The 15,075-nt window shown below is 64.7% G+C and carries 12 protein-coding genes and 2 tRNA genes; 9 read left to right on the forward strand and 5 right to left on the reverse strand.

The features are described from left to right. The first annotated feature begins 507 nt into the window (after window positions 1-507). The 6 genes from AB4Y32_RS14135 to AB4Y32_RS14160 all read left to right on the forward strand — a co-directional run bounded on the left by AB4Y32_RS14135 (window position 508) and on the right by AB4Y32_RS14160 (window position 7,823). Window positions 508-3,741, forward strand: a complete 3,234-nt coding sequence (locus AB4Y32_RS14135) for a ribonuclease E/G (protein ID WP_368721925.1) — start codon at window positions 508-510, stop codon at window positions 3,739-3,741. A 163-nt stretch (window positions 3,742-3,904) separates the two neighbouring features. Further along, window positions 3,905-5,008, forward strand: coding sequence for a GTP 3',8-cyclase MoaA (moaA, locus tag AB4Y32_RS14140; protein WP_368721926.1), 1,104 nt, complete (start codon window positions 3,905-3,907; stop codon window positions 5,006-5,008). Window positions 5,009-5,022: 14 nt separating this feature from the next. Continuing rightward, window positions 5,023-5,637 carry a molybdenum cofactor guanylyltransferase MobA gene (gene mobA, locus AB4Y32_RS14145; protein ID WP_368721927.1) on the forward strand — a complete coding sequence of 205 codons (615 nt, stop codon included), beginning with the start codon at window positions 5,023-5,025 and terminating at the stop codon, window positions 5,635-5,637. Between the two features lie 72 nt (window positions 5,638-5,709). Beyond that, window positions 5,710-7,005 (forward strand): molybdopterin molybdotransferase MoeA, encoded by a 1,296-nt coding sequence (gene moeA / locus AB4Y32_RS14150; protein WP_368721928.1) that lies wholly within the window; start codon window positions 5,710-5,712, stop codon window positions 7,003-7,005. Between the two features lie 57 nt (window positions 7,006-7,062). Next, window positions 7,063-7,338, forward strand: a complete 276-nt coding sequence (locus tag AB4Y32_RS14155) for a hypothetical protein (protein WP_017774653.1) — start codon at window positions 7,063-7,065, stop codon at window positions 7,336-7,338. Then, window positions 7,338-7,823, forward strand: a complete 486-nt coding sequence (locus tag AB4Y32_RS14160) for an N-acetyltransferase family protein (protein WP_368721929.1) — start codon at window positions 7,338-7,340, stop codon at window positions 7,821-7,823. Before AB4Y32_RS14155 ends, AB4Y32_RS14160 begins: the two co-directional genes overlap by 1 nt. 104 nt (window positions 7,824-7,927) lie before the next feature. Here the strand turns inward: AB4Y32_RS14160 and AB4Y32_RS14165 are convergent, their stop codons facing one another. The 5 genes from AB4Y32_RS14165 to pncB form a co-directional block, all read right to left on the reverse strand. After that, a complete protein-coding gene (locus AB4Y32_RS14165; protein ID WP_368721930.1) occupies window positions 7,928-9,412 on the reverse strand; it encodes a DNA recombination protein RmuC in 1,485 nt (494 codons plus the stop codon). Beyond that, the gene (locus tag AB4Y32_RS14170; RefSeq protein WP_368721931.1) at window positions 9,409-10,398 is read right to left on the reverse strand and encodes a 2-hydroxyacid dehydrogenase; all 990 of its coding nucleotides are present in this window, start codon (window positions 10,396-10,398) and stop codon (window positions 9,409-9,411) included. The genes AB4Y32_RS14165 and AB4Y32_RS14170 overlap by 4 nt, the downstream gene beginning before the upstream one ends. Window positions 10,399-10,450: 52 nt before the next feature. Next, window positions 10,451-11,938, reverse strand: coding sequence for a sodium:proton antiporter (locus AB4Y32_RS14175; protein WP_439899785.1), 1,488 nt, complete (start codon window positions 11,936-11,938; stop codon window positions 10,451-10,453). Beyond that, window positions 11,913-12,575 (reverse strand): lactate utilization protein C, encoded by a 663-nt coding sequence (locus AB4Y32_RS14180; RefSeq protein WP_368721932.1) that lies wholly within the window; start codon window positions 12,573-12,575, stop codon window positions 11,913-11,915. The genes AB4Y32_RS14175 and AB4Y32_RS14180 overlap by 26 nt, the downstream gene beginning before the upstream one ends. 211 nt (window positions 12,576-12,786) lie before the next feature. Next, a complete protein-coding gene (pncB, locus tag AB4Y32_RS14185) occupies window positions 12,787-13,986 on the reverse strand; it encodes a nicotinate phosphoribosyltransferase (RefSeq protein ID WP_368721933.1) in 1,200 nt (399 codons plus the stop codon). A 349-nt stretch (window positions 13,987-14,335) separates the two neighbouring features. Between pncB and fdxA the strand changes: the two genes are divergently transcribed. The 3 genes from fdxA (at window position 14,336) to AB4Y32_RS14200 (ending at window position 14,990) form a co-directional block, all read left to right on the forward strand. Continuing rightward, complete coding sequence (fdxA, locus tag AB4Y32_RS14190; protein ID WP_087733530.1) at window positions 14,336-14,659, forward strand: ferredoxin FdxA; 324 nt, start codon at window positions 14,336-14,338, stop codon at window positions 14,657-14,659. 116 nt (window positions 14,660-14,775) lie between these two features. After that, window positions 14,776-14,851, forward strand: a tRNA-Asn gene (locus tag AB4Y32_RS14195). Between the two features lie 63 nt (window positions 14,852-14,914). Then, window positions 14,915-14,990, forward strand: a tRNA-Asn gene (locus AB4Y32_RS14200). The last annotated feature ends 85 nt before the right edge of the window (window positions 14,991-15,075 follow it).

A 15,075-nucleotide genomic window follows, 5' to 3' on the forward strand; every position in this document is an offset into this window, starting at 1 on the left:
TTGACTGGCGAGCTTCGGCAGCGGATGGCTTTGATGTCCCTTTAGCGCGAAGCGGCCAGTGGCGAAAATACGGCGTGCGCCCGAGGCGTCCCGCAGAAAGTGCGGGACATGGCGACGTCAAAATGAGGCGAGACACCCCGAGCGGGCGGAGCACGCGTTGTGAGCGAGCTTCCCCGCTGCGGCAAGACCGCAGCCTTCGAACCTGTCCGGACGCGCGCCCAGCTGGCGCGCCGGCGCACGTGGACGAAGGCGTATGCAAGTCGGCTGCAGGACCCGCGGCGTGTCGGGCCATTATTTGAAGCCGTGTTCGCATGTGCCCTGCGGCAGCGCGTCCAGTTTCCGTCGGACGGCGCCCATTCAAGGCAATTCTCCCGCCATCTTTCCCGCTCCAGCGTGCTTGTGAAAACACAATAAGGCGCGGCATGCCGCTGCCGTTGCCGTCGGCTGGCCGGGTTCGGTCCCGCGCGCCGTCGGCTCGGACAGGCAGAGCTGCTCTGGAGCCGTTCAATGAAACGCATGTTGTTCAATGCGACGCAGCAGGAAGAACTGCGCGTCGCCATCGTCGATGGGCAAAAACTCATAGACATCGACATCGAAACTGCCGGGCGCGAACAGCGCAAAGGCAATATCTACAAGGGGATCGTGACGCGCATCGAGCCGTCGCTCGAAGCCTGCTTCGTCAACTACGGTGAAGACCGCCACGGTTTTCTCCCGTTCAAGGAAGTCGCCCGCCAGTATTTCCGCGAAGGCACCGACATGCGCTCGGCGCGCATTCAGGACGCCCTCAAGGAAGGGCAGGAACTGATCGTTCAGGTTGAGAAAGAAGAACGCGGCAACAAGGGAGCTGCCCTCACCACGTTCATCTCGCTCGCCGGCCGCTACCTCGTGCTGATGCCGAACAATCCGCGCGGCGGCGGCGTTTCGCGCCGGATCGAAGGCGACGACCGCCAGGAACTGCGCGAAACGATGGCGCAACTGCAACTGCCGGAAGGCATGAGCATCATCGCGCGCACGGCGGGTATCGGCCGCAGCGCCGAAGAGCTGCAGTGGGATCTCAACTACCTGATGCAGCTGTGGCGCGCGATCGAAGCCGCGTCGCAAAGCGGCACGCAGGGTCAGCCGATGCTGATCTACCTCGAATCGAGCCTTGTCATCCGCGCGATTCGCGACTACTTCCAGCCGGATATCGGCGAAATTCTCATCGACACCACGGAAATCCACGATCAGGCGCGCGCCTTCATGGACATCGTGATGCCGGACAATGTCAACAAGGTGAAGCGGTATCACGACGACGTGCCGCTTTTCTCGCGCTTCCAGATCGAGCACCAGATCGAGACGGCGTACTCGCGCACGGTGCCGCTGCCGTCGGGCGGCGCAATCGTGATCGACCACACGGAAGCGCTCGTCGCGATCGACGTGAACTCGGCGCGCGCCACCAAGGGCGCCGACATCGAGGAAACGGCCACCCGCACGAACCTCGAAGCCGCCGATGAAGTCGCTCGCCAGCTGCGTCTGCGCGACCTGGGCGGCCTGATCGTGATCGACTTCATCGATATGGAGTCGGCGAAGAGCCAGCGCGAAGTCGAGCAACGTCTTAAGGACGCGCTCAAGCACGACCGCGCGCGCGTCCAGATGGGCAAGATCTCGCGCTTCGGCTTGATGGAGCTGTCGCGCCAGCGACTGCGCCCGGCGCTGTCGGAAGGCAGCCACGTGACGTGCCCGCGCTGCAATGGCACGGGCCACATCCGCGACACCGAATCGTCCGCGCTGCAAGTGCTGCGGATCATTCAGGAAGAAGCGATGAAGGAAAACACCGCGGCGATCCACTGCCAGGTGCCCGTCGAAGTCACGGCCTTCCTGCTCAACGAAAAGCGCTCGGAAATCAACAAGATCGAGTCGCGCTTCAAGGTCAACGTCGTGCTGGTGCCGAACAAGCACCTCGACACGCCGCATTACAAGCTCGAGCGTCTGCGTCACGACGATGCTCGCCTCGACGATCCGCGCGCCTCGTGGAAGATGGCCGAAGAAGCCGCGCGCGAACTGGAATCGGAAACGGGCTACAGCAAGCGCGCAGAGGACGTGAAGCCGAAGCAGGAAGCGGCCGTGAAGGGCATCACGCCGGAGAAGCCGGCGCCGAGCGCCCCCGTTCGCACGCCGGCGCCCGCAGCCCCTGCACCGGCCGAGATGAAGCCCGCGACGGGCGGCTTCATCGGCTGGCTGAAGGGTCTGTTCGGCATGCAGCCGGCCGCGCCTGCATCGGCTCCGGCACCCGTCGAGAAGACGGCGAAACCGGCGCGCGCCGAGCGTACCGAGCGCGGTGAGCGCACGGGCGAGCGCGGCGGCGACCGCAACCGTAATCGTCGCGGCGCAGGTGGCCGCGACTCGGCACGTGGTGAAGGCGCGGCAACGCAAGGCCGTCAGGGTCAGCCGTCGCAGCGTCGCGAGGAACGGGAACCGCGCGAAGCACGTGAACCGCGTGGCGGCCGCGAACAGCGCGAAGGCCGCGAAGCACGTGAGACGCGTCCGGAGCGCGTCGAGCGCGGTCACGAGCGCGCGGAACGCGCGGAAGCCGCCGAAACCGCGACGCGCGGCGAGCGTCAGGAACGCCAGGACCGCGGTGAGCGCCGTGAACGTGGCGAGCGCCCGGAACGTGGAGAGCGCCGCAAGCCGCAGCAGGAAGCCGCTGAGGCGCTGAACCAGAACGAAGCCCAAGCGGACGTCGCCGCGCAGGCGCAAGCGGGCCTGACGGGCGGCGCTGCCCCCGTCGAGGAAGCGCGCGATGGCGAAGAGCGTCGTCGTCGTCGCCGCGGTCGCCGTGGTGGCCGTCGCGAGCGCGACGAGGAAGGCGTGAACGTGAATACGGCAGCGGACGTGGCCGAAGCGGAAGGCGAAACGGCAGGAGCCGCATCGGCGGAAGCTCCCGTTCGCACGCCGGAGCACACGGGCCGTCACGAAGCGCAGCCTCAAGCAATGGCTCCCGCCGGGCAGGAACCGGCGGAAACCGTGAAGCCGGTCGAAGTCGTTGTGGCAGCCGTCGCGACGGGTGCAGCCGTGGTCAGCGAACTGCATGCGTCGGCCGAAACGCCGTCGCTCGCCGTCGAAAAGGCGGCGAAGGCAGAAGCCGTCGTGCCCGCCGATGAAAGCCCCGCTGCGCCGCAGGCACAACCGGAAGCGCAAGCAGCCGAACCCACGGCCGCCGAGCCGCAGGAAGCTGCGCCCGCCGCCCCTGTCGAGCCCGCCGTCGAAACACCTGCGCCGGATGAAACCGCCCCGGCAGCCCCGTCCGCCGAGGCGCCCGCGCCCGCCGCAGCCGAGCCTGTCGCCGAGCCGGTGGCAGCAACACCTGCTGCTCCCGTCGCGCCCGCTGCGGAAACGGAGCCGGTCGTCGAAGCACCCGTTGCAGCCCAGCCGGAAGCCCAACCGGTCGCCGAGCCCGTCGCGCATGCGGCCCAACCCGAGCCGCAGCCGGCAGCAGCCGCGCCCGTGACGACGGCCGCCGAATCGCACGGCGCCCGCACGAACGGCACGGCGTCGGCTGCGCTGTCGAGCGAAGGGCTGAAGTCGATGCTGGAAAGCGCCGGCCTCGTCTGGGTCAACACCGACTCCGACAAGCTGCGCGCAGCCCAGGAAGCCGCCGCGCAAACCGTCAAGCCGACGCGCGTGCCGCGCGAGCGCAAGCCGCTGCCGCCCGTCGACACGACGCCGATGCAGCAGGTCGAAACGGCGAAGCATCCGCAGTAAGCGGTCGCCGACCCAGCCTGCGCTGCAACGCCAGGCACCCGAAAAGCCCGCCCTCCAAGGCGGGCTTTTTGTTGCACGTCGTACCTGTGGACCGCGCGTTCGCCCTACTGTGTCGGATAAGGCCTTCCGCTAGAATGAAGGCTGATATTTCAGAAACGTCATCATGTCCCGACGCATCATTCCCGTTGCCGATGTCAGTGCCGTTCCGAACGTCGCCGGCCCCGTTCGCGTGCCGCGCGGCGAATTGACAGACACGCTGTCGCGCCCGCTGCGCGATCTGCGCATCTCGGTGACGGACCGCTGTAATTTCCGCTGCGTCTACTGCATGCCGCGCGCGGTGTTCAACAAGGACTATCCGTTCCTGCCGCACAGCGCGCTCCTGACGTTCGAGGAAATCGAGCGCATCGCGGCGATTTTCGTCGCGCATGGCGTCGAAAAAATCCGCCTGACGGGTGGCGAGCCGCTGCTGCGCAAAAACCTCGAATTTCTGATCGAGCGCCTCGCCCGCATGACGACGGCGACCGGCAAACCGCTCGATCTCACCCTGACCACGAACGGTTCGCTGCTCGCGCGCAAGGCGCGCAGCCTGAAGGACGCCGGCCTGAATCGCGTGACCGTCAGCCTCGACGCACTCGACGACGCGCTATTTCGCCGCATGAACGACGCGGATTTCGCGGTGCGCGACGTGCTCGAAGGCATCGACGTCGCGCAATCGGTCGGCCTGACGCCGCTGAAGATCAACATGGTCGTCAAGCGCGGGACGAACGACGGCGAGATCGTGCCGATGGCGCGGCACTTCAAAGACTCGGGCGCCGTGCTGCGGTTCATCGAATACATGGACGTCGGCACGTCGAATGGCTGGAACATGACGGAAGTGCTGCCGTCGGCGGAAGTCGTCGCGCGGATCAGCGAGCACTATCCGCTGACGCCGCTCGAACCGCACAGCGCGGCCGAAACCGCGCAACGCTGGGGCTACGCGGACGGCACAGGCGAAATCGGCGTGATCTCGAGCGTGACGCGTGCGTTCTGCGGGACGTGCACGCGCGCGCGGCTCTCGACGGAAGGCAAGGTCTATCTGTGCCTGTTCGCGTCGTCGGGCCACGACCTGCGCGCGCTCGTGCGCAACGGCACGAGCGATGAAGGCATCGCGACCGCCATTGCCAACATCTGGCACGCGCGCGGCGACCGCTACTCGCAATTGCGCGGCAGTGCGAGTGCGGCATCGGCGGAAGAACGGCGCGTCGAAATGTCGTACATCGGCGGCTGAATCCGCGCACGTTCATGACGGTTTCCCGGGACGACATCACAGGCCTGCTGCTCGCCGGCGGACGCGGCATGCGCATGGGCGGCGCCGACAAGGGCCTGCAAACGCTGCGCGGCGAACCGCTCGCGCTGCATGTGCTGAGGCGTCTCGCGCCGCAGACGGGGCCGCTGCTGATCAGCGCGAACCGCCACGTGCCGCGCTACGAGGCGCTCGGCGCGCCCTTCCATGCGAAAGTCATCGGTGACACGCTGCCCGATTTTCCCGGCCCGCTCGCCGGCCTGCTCGCGGGCTTGCGCACGGCGCGCACGCCGTTCGTGCTGTCGGCGCCATGCGACACACCGGGCTTGCCCGACGATCTCGCCGAACGCCTCGCATCCGCGCTCGACACACGGCACGCCGACATCGCCACCGTCACGACCACGGACGCCCAGGGCAATGCGTCGATCCATCCCGTGTTCGCGCTGGTGCGCACGTCACTTGCCGACGATCTCGAAGGCTTTCTGCAAGCGGGCGAGCGCAAGGTCCGCACGTGGTACGCGCGCCACAAGGCCGTCGAAGTCGCCTTTCCGGACGAGCGCACGTTTTACAATATCAATTCATTGCAGGAACTTGCCGACCTCGAACGACGTTGAAGGTTTCTGCCGTCATTTGCCGCGATCGCCCGGCCGCCGCCGCACCGCATCCCGTCGCGACGCTCCCCTTTCATGACCACGCTGAACGAAACCTCGAGTTGCGTCGCACAGTACGACGCTCAAGCCTTGCCGGTATCCGCCGCACAGGCGATCGTCCGCGAATGGGCCACGCCCGTCACCACGATTGAACGGGTCCCGCTGCACGACGCGCTGAACCGCGTTCTCGCGCAGAACATCGTGTCGCCCATCGACGTGCCCGCGCACGACAACTCCGCGATGGACGGCTACGCGTTCTCCAGCGCCGCGCTCAGCGGCGCGGAAAGCGAGATTGCGTTGAGCGTCGCGGGCAAGGCGCTCGCAGGTCATCCGTTCACCGGCGAGATCGCTGCCACGCAATGCGTGCGCGTGATGACGGGCGCGACGATGCCTCCCGGCTGCGACACCGTCGTGCCGCAAGAGAACGTCGCGCGCGACGACGACGCGATCCGTTTCTCCACGCAGACATTGAAGGCGGGTGCGAACCGTCGCCTCGCGGGCGAAGACCTCGCGTGCGGCGCAGTCGCGCTGAAGGCGGGCCGCATCGTGCGCGCATCGGACCTCGGGTTGCTGGCGTCGCTCGGCATTGGCGAGGTGCCCGTGCGGCGGCGCCTGCGCGTCGCATTCTTTTCGACGGGCGACGAACTGCGCTCGATCGGCCAGCCGCTCGATGCGGGCTGCGTCTACGACAGCAACCGCTACACGCTGTTCGCGATGCTCAAGCGCCTGCATCTCGATCCCATCGATCTCGGCGTGATCCGCGACGAGCCCGCCGCCCTCGAAGACGCGTTGCGTACGGCTGCGGCAAGTGCCGATGTCGTGATAACCTCCGGCGGCGTTTCAGTCGGTGAAGCGGATCTGACAAAGCAGATGCTGCGCGTGCTGGGCGACGTCGCGTTCTGGAGTCTCGCGATGCGCCCCGGCCGGCCACTCGCGTTCGGCCGCATCTGGTCGGGCGGCAAGCCCGGCGTGGGCGAGCCGGCCATCTTCTTCGGCTTGCCCGGCAATCCCGTCGCGGTGATGGCGACGTTCTACCAGATCGTGCGCGAAGTGCTGCTGCTGATGTCCGGTGCGAACGTGTCCGCGCCAGCGCTGATCCGCGCGGCATGCCGCCAGCCGATCCGCAAGCGGCCGGGCCGCACCGAGTTCCAGCGCGGCGTCGCCGAACGCGACGCGCAAGGAGACTGGCACGTCACGCCGACGGGCTCGCAAGGCTCCGGCGTGCTCAGTTCGATGAGCGAAGCGAACTGCTTCATCGTGCTGGCCCACGAACAGGCCGACCTCGATCCCGGCGACGCCGTCGACATCATGCTGTTCGACGGCCTCATCTGAGCGGGCGCGGCCGGCATGCTTTTCACGCAATCCAATACGACTACGGGTTTGACATATATGAAAAAACAGATCTCGTTCATTGCACCGGGGCAAACCGCAAAGGCGCTGATCCTCGTGTACCTGACGTTCAGCGTGCCGATCGTTTTGCTCGGCGTGCTGGTCGCGTTCATCCGTTACGGGTCGGTGGAACTGAGCACGGTGTTCAGCGCGCTGCTGCTCAACGCGATTCTAGGCTTCATCCTGCTGTGGATTGCGTGCCACGCCTACAACTGGGTGGCGTCGCGTTTCGGCGGCATCGAAATCCATCTGAGCGACGTGCCGGAGGAAGCGTGATGTCAGCGACGATCCGCGCGGCCACACCCGCCGACGTCGGCGCAATGCTCGCGCTGATGCGCGAACTGGCCGAGTTCGAAAAGCTCACGCATCTGTTCATCGCGACCGAGGAAGGCGTACACGACGCGCTGTTCGGCGCGCGGCCTTCGGCGGAAGCGCTCGTCGCCGAACGCGACGGCAGGATCATCGGCTACGCGCTCTTCTTCCACAACTACTCGACGTTCCTCGGACGGCGCGGCCTGTATCTCGAAGACCTGTACGTGCAGCCCGCCGAGCGCGGCACGGGACTCGGCTCGAAGATGCTGCGTCATCTGGCGGCATTAGCCGTCGAGCGGCAATGTGGGCGGTTCGAATGGTCGGTGCTGGACTGGAATCAGCCCGCCATCGATTTCTATCAGAAGATGGGCGCGACCGTGTTGCCGGACTGGCGCATCGTGCGCGTGACAGGCGATGCGCTCGATCAGCTGGCGGCGAGCGCGGGTTGATCCGCTGCATATAGCCGCGAATCAGAAATCGCTGTTGAGAAATCGCGAGGCATAACCGATCCGGCGATGCCTCGCCAGCTTTCCCTCCCGTCCCTATACCTCCGTCAAGACTCGTCGGCATCCGCGCCGGATAGCGAGTCCCCGAGCAAACCCGCAGCCCGTTCTTCGGGCAATGCCTCGACATCGCGCAGCTTGCGGTTCATCTGACGCGTGCGCACTTCCGCCGCCTCGATCGAACGCGTGACCGTTTCGAGTTGCGACTTCGTCTTCGCCAGCACGTCGCCGAACTTGCCGAACTCGGTCTTCACGGCGCCCAGCACCTGCCACACCTCGCTCGAACGCTTCTCGATCGCGAGCGTGCGGAAACCCATCTGCAAGCTGTTCAGCAGCGCCGTCAACGTGGTCGGTCCGGCGATCGTCACGCGATAGTCGCGCTGCAACAGATCGCTGAGCCCCGGACGACGGAGGATTTCCGCGTAGAGCCCTTCCGTCGGCAGGAACAGGAGCGCGAAGTCGGTCGTGTGCGGAGGCGACACATACTTCTCCGCAATCGTCTTCGCTTCCGCGCGAATCCGCCCTTCCAGCGCGCGCGACGCCTCTTCGACTGCGACGGGATCGGCACGCTCCTGCGCTTCGATCAGACGTTCATAGTCCTCACGCGGAAACTTCGCATCGATAGGCAGCCACACAGGTGTCGCCGCCGCTTCCGGCGACGGTTGACGCCCTGGTAGCTTGATCGCGAATTCGACGCGATCGTTGCTCTTCGGAATCGTCGCGATGTTTTTCGCGTACTGATCGGAGGTCAGGATCTGTTCGAGCAACGCCTCAAGCTGCACTTCGCCCCACGTGCCGCGTGTCTTTACGTTCGTCAGAACCTTCTTCAGATCGCCTACGCCCGCCGCCAGCGTCTGCATTTCACCGAGCCCGCGATGCACCTGTTCGAGACGATCGGACACGAGCTTGAACGATTCACCGAGCCGCTGTTCGAGCGTCGCGTGCAGCTTTTCGTCGACGGTGCGGCGCATTTCTTCGAGCTTCGACGCGTTGTTGGTCTCGATGTCCTTCAGACGCTGCTCGATGGTCGTGCGCACCTCCGCGAAGCGCCGGTCGTTCGCTTCCGTAACCTGCGACAGTTGATGCTGCAACGTTTCGCCGAAGCGCCTCAACGTCACGCTGTGTTCGTCGCGCGCCTGCTGCGCCTGCTGCTGCAGGCTCTGACGCACGGCGTCGAGCTGTTGCGCGTTGGTCTCGGTGAGCTTGACGAGTTGCTGCGCGAAGCCGTCGATCTTGCCCGCCTGCACCGTCGTCATGCTCGTGAACTGCGATGCGAGCGTTTGCTGGAACTGCGAAAAGCCGCCGCTCAGTTCGGAGCGCGACACGCGCGCGGTTTCGGAAATCTCACTGCGCAATTCGCGCTCGAGCCGCTCGGTCGAGCGCGCCTGCACAGCGGAGGCCGCCTCCAGGCGCTCGCCGAGCTCGGCGAAATGCATCAGCTGATGCGCGCCATTGCTGCCGCGCATCAGCATAACCAGCGCGATCACCAGCGCGACGGCCAGAACGGCGACAGCCGCGATCAACACCATCGTCATGAGCGCGCCTTCCCGATCACGTCAGGGTTGATCGGATTCGGCGGGCGTCCCGCGCGTGGACCAACGCCCAGCGCCGCGATCAGATTGTCGGCGGCGAGATTGGCCATCGCGCGACGCGTCGCTTCCGTCGCGCTCGCGATATGCGGCGTCAGCACGACATTCGGCACCGTCAGCAACGCCGGATTCACCTTCGGCTCGCCTTCGAACACATCGAGGCCGGCAGCGCCAATGCGCTTCTCGCGCAGCGCAACGGCGAGCGCCGCGTCGTCGACAATGCCGCCGCGCGCGATGTTCGTGAGCGTCGCGGTCGGCTTCATCAGCGCGAGTTCTGCAGCGCCGATCGTGTGATGGCTTTCCGACGTGTACGGCAGCACGAGCACGACGTGATCGGCGCGCCGCAGCAACTCTTCCTTCGATACATATTGCGCATTCAGTTCGGCCTCGATCCCGGGCGCGACACGCGAGCGGTTGTGATAGATGACGTTCATGCTGAAGCCGCGTGCGCGCCGCGCAAGCGCCTGCCCGATGCGCCCCATGCCGATCACGCCGAGCGTCGAGCCGTGGATATCCGAGCCGAGAAAGCCGTCGTACGACCACTTCTGCCACTTGCCCGCGCGCAGCCAGTGCTCCGATTCCGCGATACGGCGCGCGGTCGCCATCATCAGCGCCCAGCCAAAATCGGCCGTCGATTCGTTGAGCACGTCAGGCGTGTTCGTGCCGAGCACATTTGCCGCGTTGAACGCGGCCATGTCGAAGTTGTTGTAGCCGACGGCCATGTTCGACACCACGCGCAGTTTCGGCGCTACGGAGAGCACCGACTCGTCGATGATGTCGCCCGCCGTCAGCGCGCCGTCCTTGTCGGCGATCCGGCGCTTCAGTTCGTCGGCGGGGAGCACGTCGCCGTCGTTCCAGTCGACTTCGAAGTGCTGCTTGAGCCGCTCGATCACATCCGGAAAGATGGGACGCGCAACCAGGATCTTTTGCATTGCCATTCTCCGAGTATCAGGCCGCGACGCGCGCATGTCCGCGCGCGCAGCGTTAAAAGAATATCCACGACGTCGCGATGAACAACGGTATCAGCACGACCCCCGACCACGCGAGGTACGCGAAAAAGCTGGGCATCCGCACGCCACGCGATTCGGCAATCGCCTTGACCATGAAATTCGGCGCGTTGCCGATATAGCTGTTCGCGCCCATGAACACCGCGCCCGCTGAAATGGCCGCGAGCGTCGAGGCACCCGAGGCCATCAGGGTCTGCGCGTCGCCGCCCGCGAGATTGAAGAACACGAGATACGTCGGCGCGTTGTCCAGAAACGAAGACAGCAGCCCCGTCGCCCAGAAGTACATGTCGTCGCGCGGCTGGCCGGCCGTGTCGTTCACTAGATGCACGATACCGCTGAACGCACCCGCCTCGCCTGCGCGCAACATCATAATGACGGGCGCGATCGTCACGAAGATGCCTGCGAACAGCTTCGCGACCTCTTCGATGGGCGCCCAGTTGAACGCGTTGCCCTCGCGCGCCGCGCGCGGCGTCACGATCAGCGACAGCACCGTGAGCGCGATCAGCGCCCCGTCGCGCACGACATTCTGCAACGCGACGTGCGTGCCCGCCACATCGAACGCTATGCCGGGCGTCCAGATGCCGCTCATCAGGACGAACGCGATCACCAGCGCAAGCAGCACGAAGTTGATCTTGCCTTCGATGCCGATGGTCGGCGTGTCGGGCGACGGATCGACGTGAAGCAGTTCTTCGCGCCGCCGGAAATAGTACGAATCGAGCGCGTAGAACACGACTAGCAGCACGGCACAGACGAACAGCATCGGCAGCGCGAGATGGATCGTCGTCCAGAAGAAACCGACGCCGTTCAGAAAGCCGAGAAACAGCGGCGGATCGCCCAGCGGCGACAGTGAGCCGCCCACGTTCGCGACCAGAAAGATGAAGAACACGACGACATGCACGACGTGCTTGCGATTGTCGTTCGCGCGCAGCAGTGGCCGGATCAGCAGCATCGCCGCGCCTGTCGTGCCCATGATGCTGGCGAGCGCCGTGCCGAGCGCGAGCAGCGCCGTATTCAGTCGCGGCGTGCCGTGCAGGTTGCCCGTCACGCAGATGCCGCCCGCGACGGTATAGAGCGCCGTCAGCAGCACGATGAACGGCACGTATTCGTCGAGCAACGCGTGGATCAACGTGCCGAGCGCCGCCGACGAGCCGAACGCGAACGCGAACGGCACGAGGAACGCGATGGCCCACGCCGCCGAGACCTTTCCGTAGTGGTGATGCCAGAGCTTCGGCGCGAAAAGCGGGAGCATGGCGATCGACAACAGGATGCCCGCGAACGGCACGCCCCACCACGCGGAAAGCGATGCGCCATCCACTGTGGCCGCCGATGCCGCCAGCGGCCACCACGACAGCGCGAACGCGAGCGCCAGACCCGCGATCCACACGAACTTCAACCGGTTCGTCACTGCTCGCGCGTCACGGCCATGCGTGCGCGGAACATCAAGCGCCACGCACGACAATCGCATGCACGCGATAAGGACCGTGCGCGCCGAGCACGATGGTTTGTTCGATGTCGCCCGTACGCGACGGACCGGAGACGAAGTTGACCGCGCGCGGCAGCTCGCCGCGTTCGCTGCGGATCAGGTTGAACGCTTCTTCGTGACCGGCGACGATGCGCGACACCGGCACGATCGCAATGTGCGTCTCCGGCAGCAAGCCCGCCGACGCATACGTCTGCGGCCCGGACAGCAGCACTAGCGTTCCCGTTTCAGCCGTCGCGCAGAAACAGCCCGTAATACCGACGCGGTCTTCGTCCTTCGGCTTGCGGAATTCGACTTCGATGCCGGAACCGGCCCACGGCAACGTTTCGAGCGTCTGCCAAGCGATGGCCTGGGTCGGAAGATCCAGTTCGGCGAGGTAGCGATGCGCGGCAGCGGGCACGTCGGAGAGCGACTCGACGGTGTCGACGGTGGTCGCCATCTTCCTGGCCTGCTCAATGAAATGCGCGACGAGATCGGCGGGAATCGGCGGACGCGGCCCTTGCGGATGGCTTGCGACATACGCTTGCGCCGCCTCGCGCTCGGACTCGACCGGCTCGGGCTCACGCCCTTGCGCTGCGCGAATGCGCGCCAGGATGTTGCGACGGGCGGTCGATGTATCCATGAGCCATATCCTCGTGCCGGTGATCATGTCGATCTTGTTGAATGCGCAAACTGGTTGCGCGTGCACTGCGCACATTGACCCCTGAATTATACCGGCCACCCTGTGCGCGAACACCTGGCCGAACGGCTAATGGCGGCGCTCGAACGAAGCGCAGACAATAGCCATCATGCGCTTGCATGCACCTGGTGACACAGCCACGAAATGGGCCGCGTTACTTGCCGACTTCTTCCTCGGCGGGCTGCTCGATGCCGAACACCTGACGCAGATAGGCCAGGTACGCCTTGTCTTCGCACATGTTCTTGCCCGGCGAGTCCGACAGTTTCGCCACCGGCTGGCCGTTGCACTTGACCATCTTGATGACGATCTGCAGCGGGTTGTACCCGAGGTCGTTGGTGAGATTCGTGCCGACGCCGAACGCGAGCTTGCAGCGGCCGCGAAAGCGTTCGTACAGTTGCAGCACCTTCGGAATGTCGAGCGCGTCGGAGAACACGAGCACCTTCGTGCGCGGGTCGCAACGGTTCGCTTCGTAGTGAGCGATCAGGCGCTCGCCCCAGTCGAACGGGTCGCCGGAATCGTGGCGCGCGCCGTCGAAGAGCTTGCAGAAGTACATGTCGAAATCACGGAGGAACGCCTTCATGCCATATACGTCCGACAACGCGATACCGAGGTCGCCGCGATATTCCTTCGCCCACATCTCGAAGCCGTAGATCTGCGAATCGCGCAGACGCGGACCGAGCGCCTGGCAGGCCTGCAGGTATTCGTGCGCCATCGTGCCGAGCGGCGTGAGGCCGTGCTTCATTGCATAGAACACGTTGCTCGTGCCCGCGAACTGCTCGCGCAGCCCGTCCTTGAGCGTGAGGATCACCTCTTCGTGCCAGCGTCCGGAGAAGCGGCGACGCGTGCCGTAATCGGCGATCTTGCAGTCGGCGAACTCGGGGCGCGCGCCGAGCAGCTGGATCTTGTCGCGCAGACGCTCGCGTCCTTCGCTGTAGTCGGGCTGCTGCTGCGTGTTGCGGAAATACACTTCGTTGACGATCGCGAGCACGGGGATTTCGAAGAGGATCGTATGCAGCCAAGGCCCCTTGATATAGATGTCGATTTCCCCGTTGCCTTTCGGCGAAGGCGCGATCGAAATGTACTTTTCGTTCAGATGAAAGAGCGCGAGGAAGTCGATGAAATCGCTCTTGATGAAGCGCATCTGGCGCAGGTAGTCGAGTTCGCCTTCATTGAACCGAAGCTCGCAGAGCTTGCGCACTTCGCGGCGAATCTCGTCGACGTACGGCACGAGGTCGACGTTCGGCGTGCGGCAGCGGAACTTGTATTCGACGTTGGCGGCCGGGAAGAGATGCAGGACCACCTGCATCATCGTGAACTTGTACAGGTCGGTGTCGAGCAGCGAAGTAATGATCATGATCTTGCAAACCGGGACTGCATAAAAACGGAAGACGTCAGGCCTCGTGCGCCCTCGTCCATTTTCGTACGCCGTGTGCGCTGCGAGCCTCGCGCAAAACGGGAGAGCTCGCGAAGACGCTGTCGCATGTTACCCGAATGCGCGCCGTCCGTTGCTTCACTGCGCCACGCGCCGGCGGGCGGCAAGGCGCGTTCGACCCAAACCCGCCCCGCCATAAACTAATCACCAAACGATATAAAAGCCCCGACGGCGATCGCGTATGCACTACTTGACGTTACGTTACAATAACGCTTTTGGCGTCTTGCCATCTCCCCACTACCAAAAGATATCGTTTGCAGGAGTTGCCTGAATGACTCACGTTGTGACCGAAAGCTGCATCAAGTGCCGCTATACCGACTGCGTCGATGTGTGCCCGGTGGACTGCTTTCGCGAAGGTCCCAACTTCCTCGCGATTGACCCGGACGAGTGCATCGACTGCGCTGTGTGCGTTGCGGAGTGCCCGGTGAATGCGATCTACGCGGAAGAAGACGTGCCTGGCGACCAGCAGCACTTCACGCCGTTGAACGCCGAACTGGCGAAGGCATGGCCGAGCATCACGAAGACCAAGGCGCCGCTGCCCGAAGCCGACGAATTCAAGGACGTGAAGGATAAGCTCTCGCTGCTCGAGCGTTGATGGCCGCAGCAGACCTGTCGCTCCTGCCCGGGTTAGTCGCATTATATTGAAATGAATCACGGGTATTGACAGCTTCTGCTCCACCTCCTACAATTTCGCTTCTCTGCTGTTGTTGTTCCCCGATAGCTCAGTCGGTAGAGCGCCGGACTGTTAATCCGTAGGTCCCTGGTTCGAGCCCAGGTCGGGGAGCCAAAAATTGCAAAGGCCCGTTAACCACGACGGGCTTTTTTATGTAGTGACACGTTGTATTGCTGTTCCCCGATAGCTCAGTCGGTAGAGCGCCGGACTGTTAATCCGTAGGTCCCTGGTTCGAGCCCAGGTCGGGGAGCCAAAATTCGAAGGCCCGCATCCGTGCGGGCCTTTTCTTTTTCTACGATCGTTTTTCAGCGGTCCTTCCCCGTCGATCGCCCTCCTCG

Origin of the sequence: Paraburkholderia phymatum, assembly GCF_040965635.1 — a bacterium.
Classification (GTDB): Bacteria; Pseudomonadota; Gammaproteobacteria; order Burkholderiales; family Burkholderiaceae; genus Paraburkholderia; species Paraburkholderia phymatum_B.

Excerpts from the sequence above, each read along its gene's own strand:
- AB4Y32_RS14135 (WP_368721925.1), top strand. The coding sequence starts at position 508 with ATGAAACGCATGTTGTTCAATGCGACGCAGCAGGAAGAACTGCGCGTC.
- moaA (WP_368721926.1), top strand. The coding sequence starts at position 3,905 with ATGTCCCGACGCATCATTCCCGTTGCCGATGTCAGTGCCGTTCCGAAC.
- mobA (WP_368721927.1), top strand. The coding sequence starts at position 5,023 with ATGACGGTTTCCCGGGACGACATCACAGGCCTGCTGCTCGCCGGCGGA.
- moeA (WP_368721928.1), top strand. The coding sequence starts at position 5,710 with ATGACCACGCTGAACGAAACCTCGAGTTGCGTCGCACAGTACGACGCT.
- AB4Y32_RS14155 (WP_017774653.1), top strand. The coding sequence starts at position 7,063 with ATGAAAAAACAGATCTCGTTCATTGCACCGGGGCAAACCGCAAAGGCG.
- AB4Y32_RS14160 (WP_368721929.1), top strand. The coding sequence starts at position 7,338 with ATGTCAGCGACGATCCGCGCGGCCACACCCGCCGACGTCGGCGCAATG.
- AB4Y32_RS14165 (WP_368721930.1), bottom strand. The coding sequence starts at position 9,412 with ATGACGATGGTGTTGATCGCGGCTGTCGCCGTTCTGGCCGTCGCGCTG.
- AB4Y32_RS14170 (WP_368721931.1), bottom strand. The coding sequence starts at position 10,398 with ATGCAAAAGATCCTGGTTGCGCGTCCCATCTTTCCGGATGTGATCGAG.
- AB4Y32_RS14175 (WP_439899785.1), bottom strand. The coding sequence starts at position 11,938 with ATGCGATTGTCGTGCGTGGCGCTTGATGTTCCGCGCACGCATGGCCGT.
- AB4Y32_RS14180 (WP_368721932.1), bottom strand. The coding sequence starts at position 12,575 with ATGGATACATCGACCGCCCGTCGCAACATCCTGGCGCGCATTCGCGCA.
- pncB (WP_368721933.1), bottom strand. The coding sequence starts at position 13,986 with ATGATCATTACTTCGCTGCTCGACACCGACCTGTACAAGTTCACGATG.
- fdxA (WP_087733530.1), top strand. The coding sequence starts at position 14,336 with ATGACTCACGTTGTGACCGAAAGCTGCATCAAGTGCCGCTATACCGAC.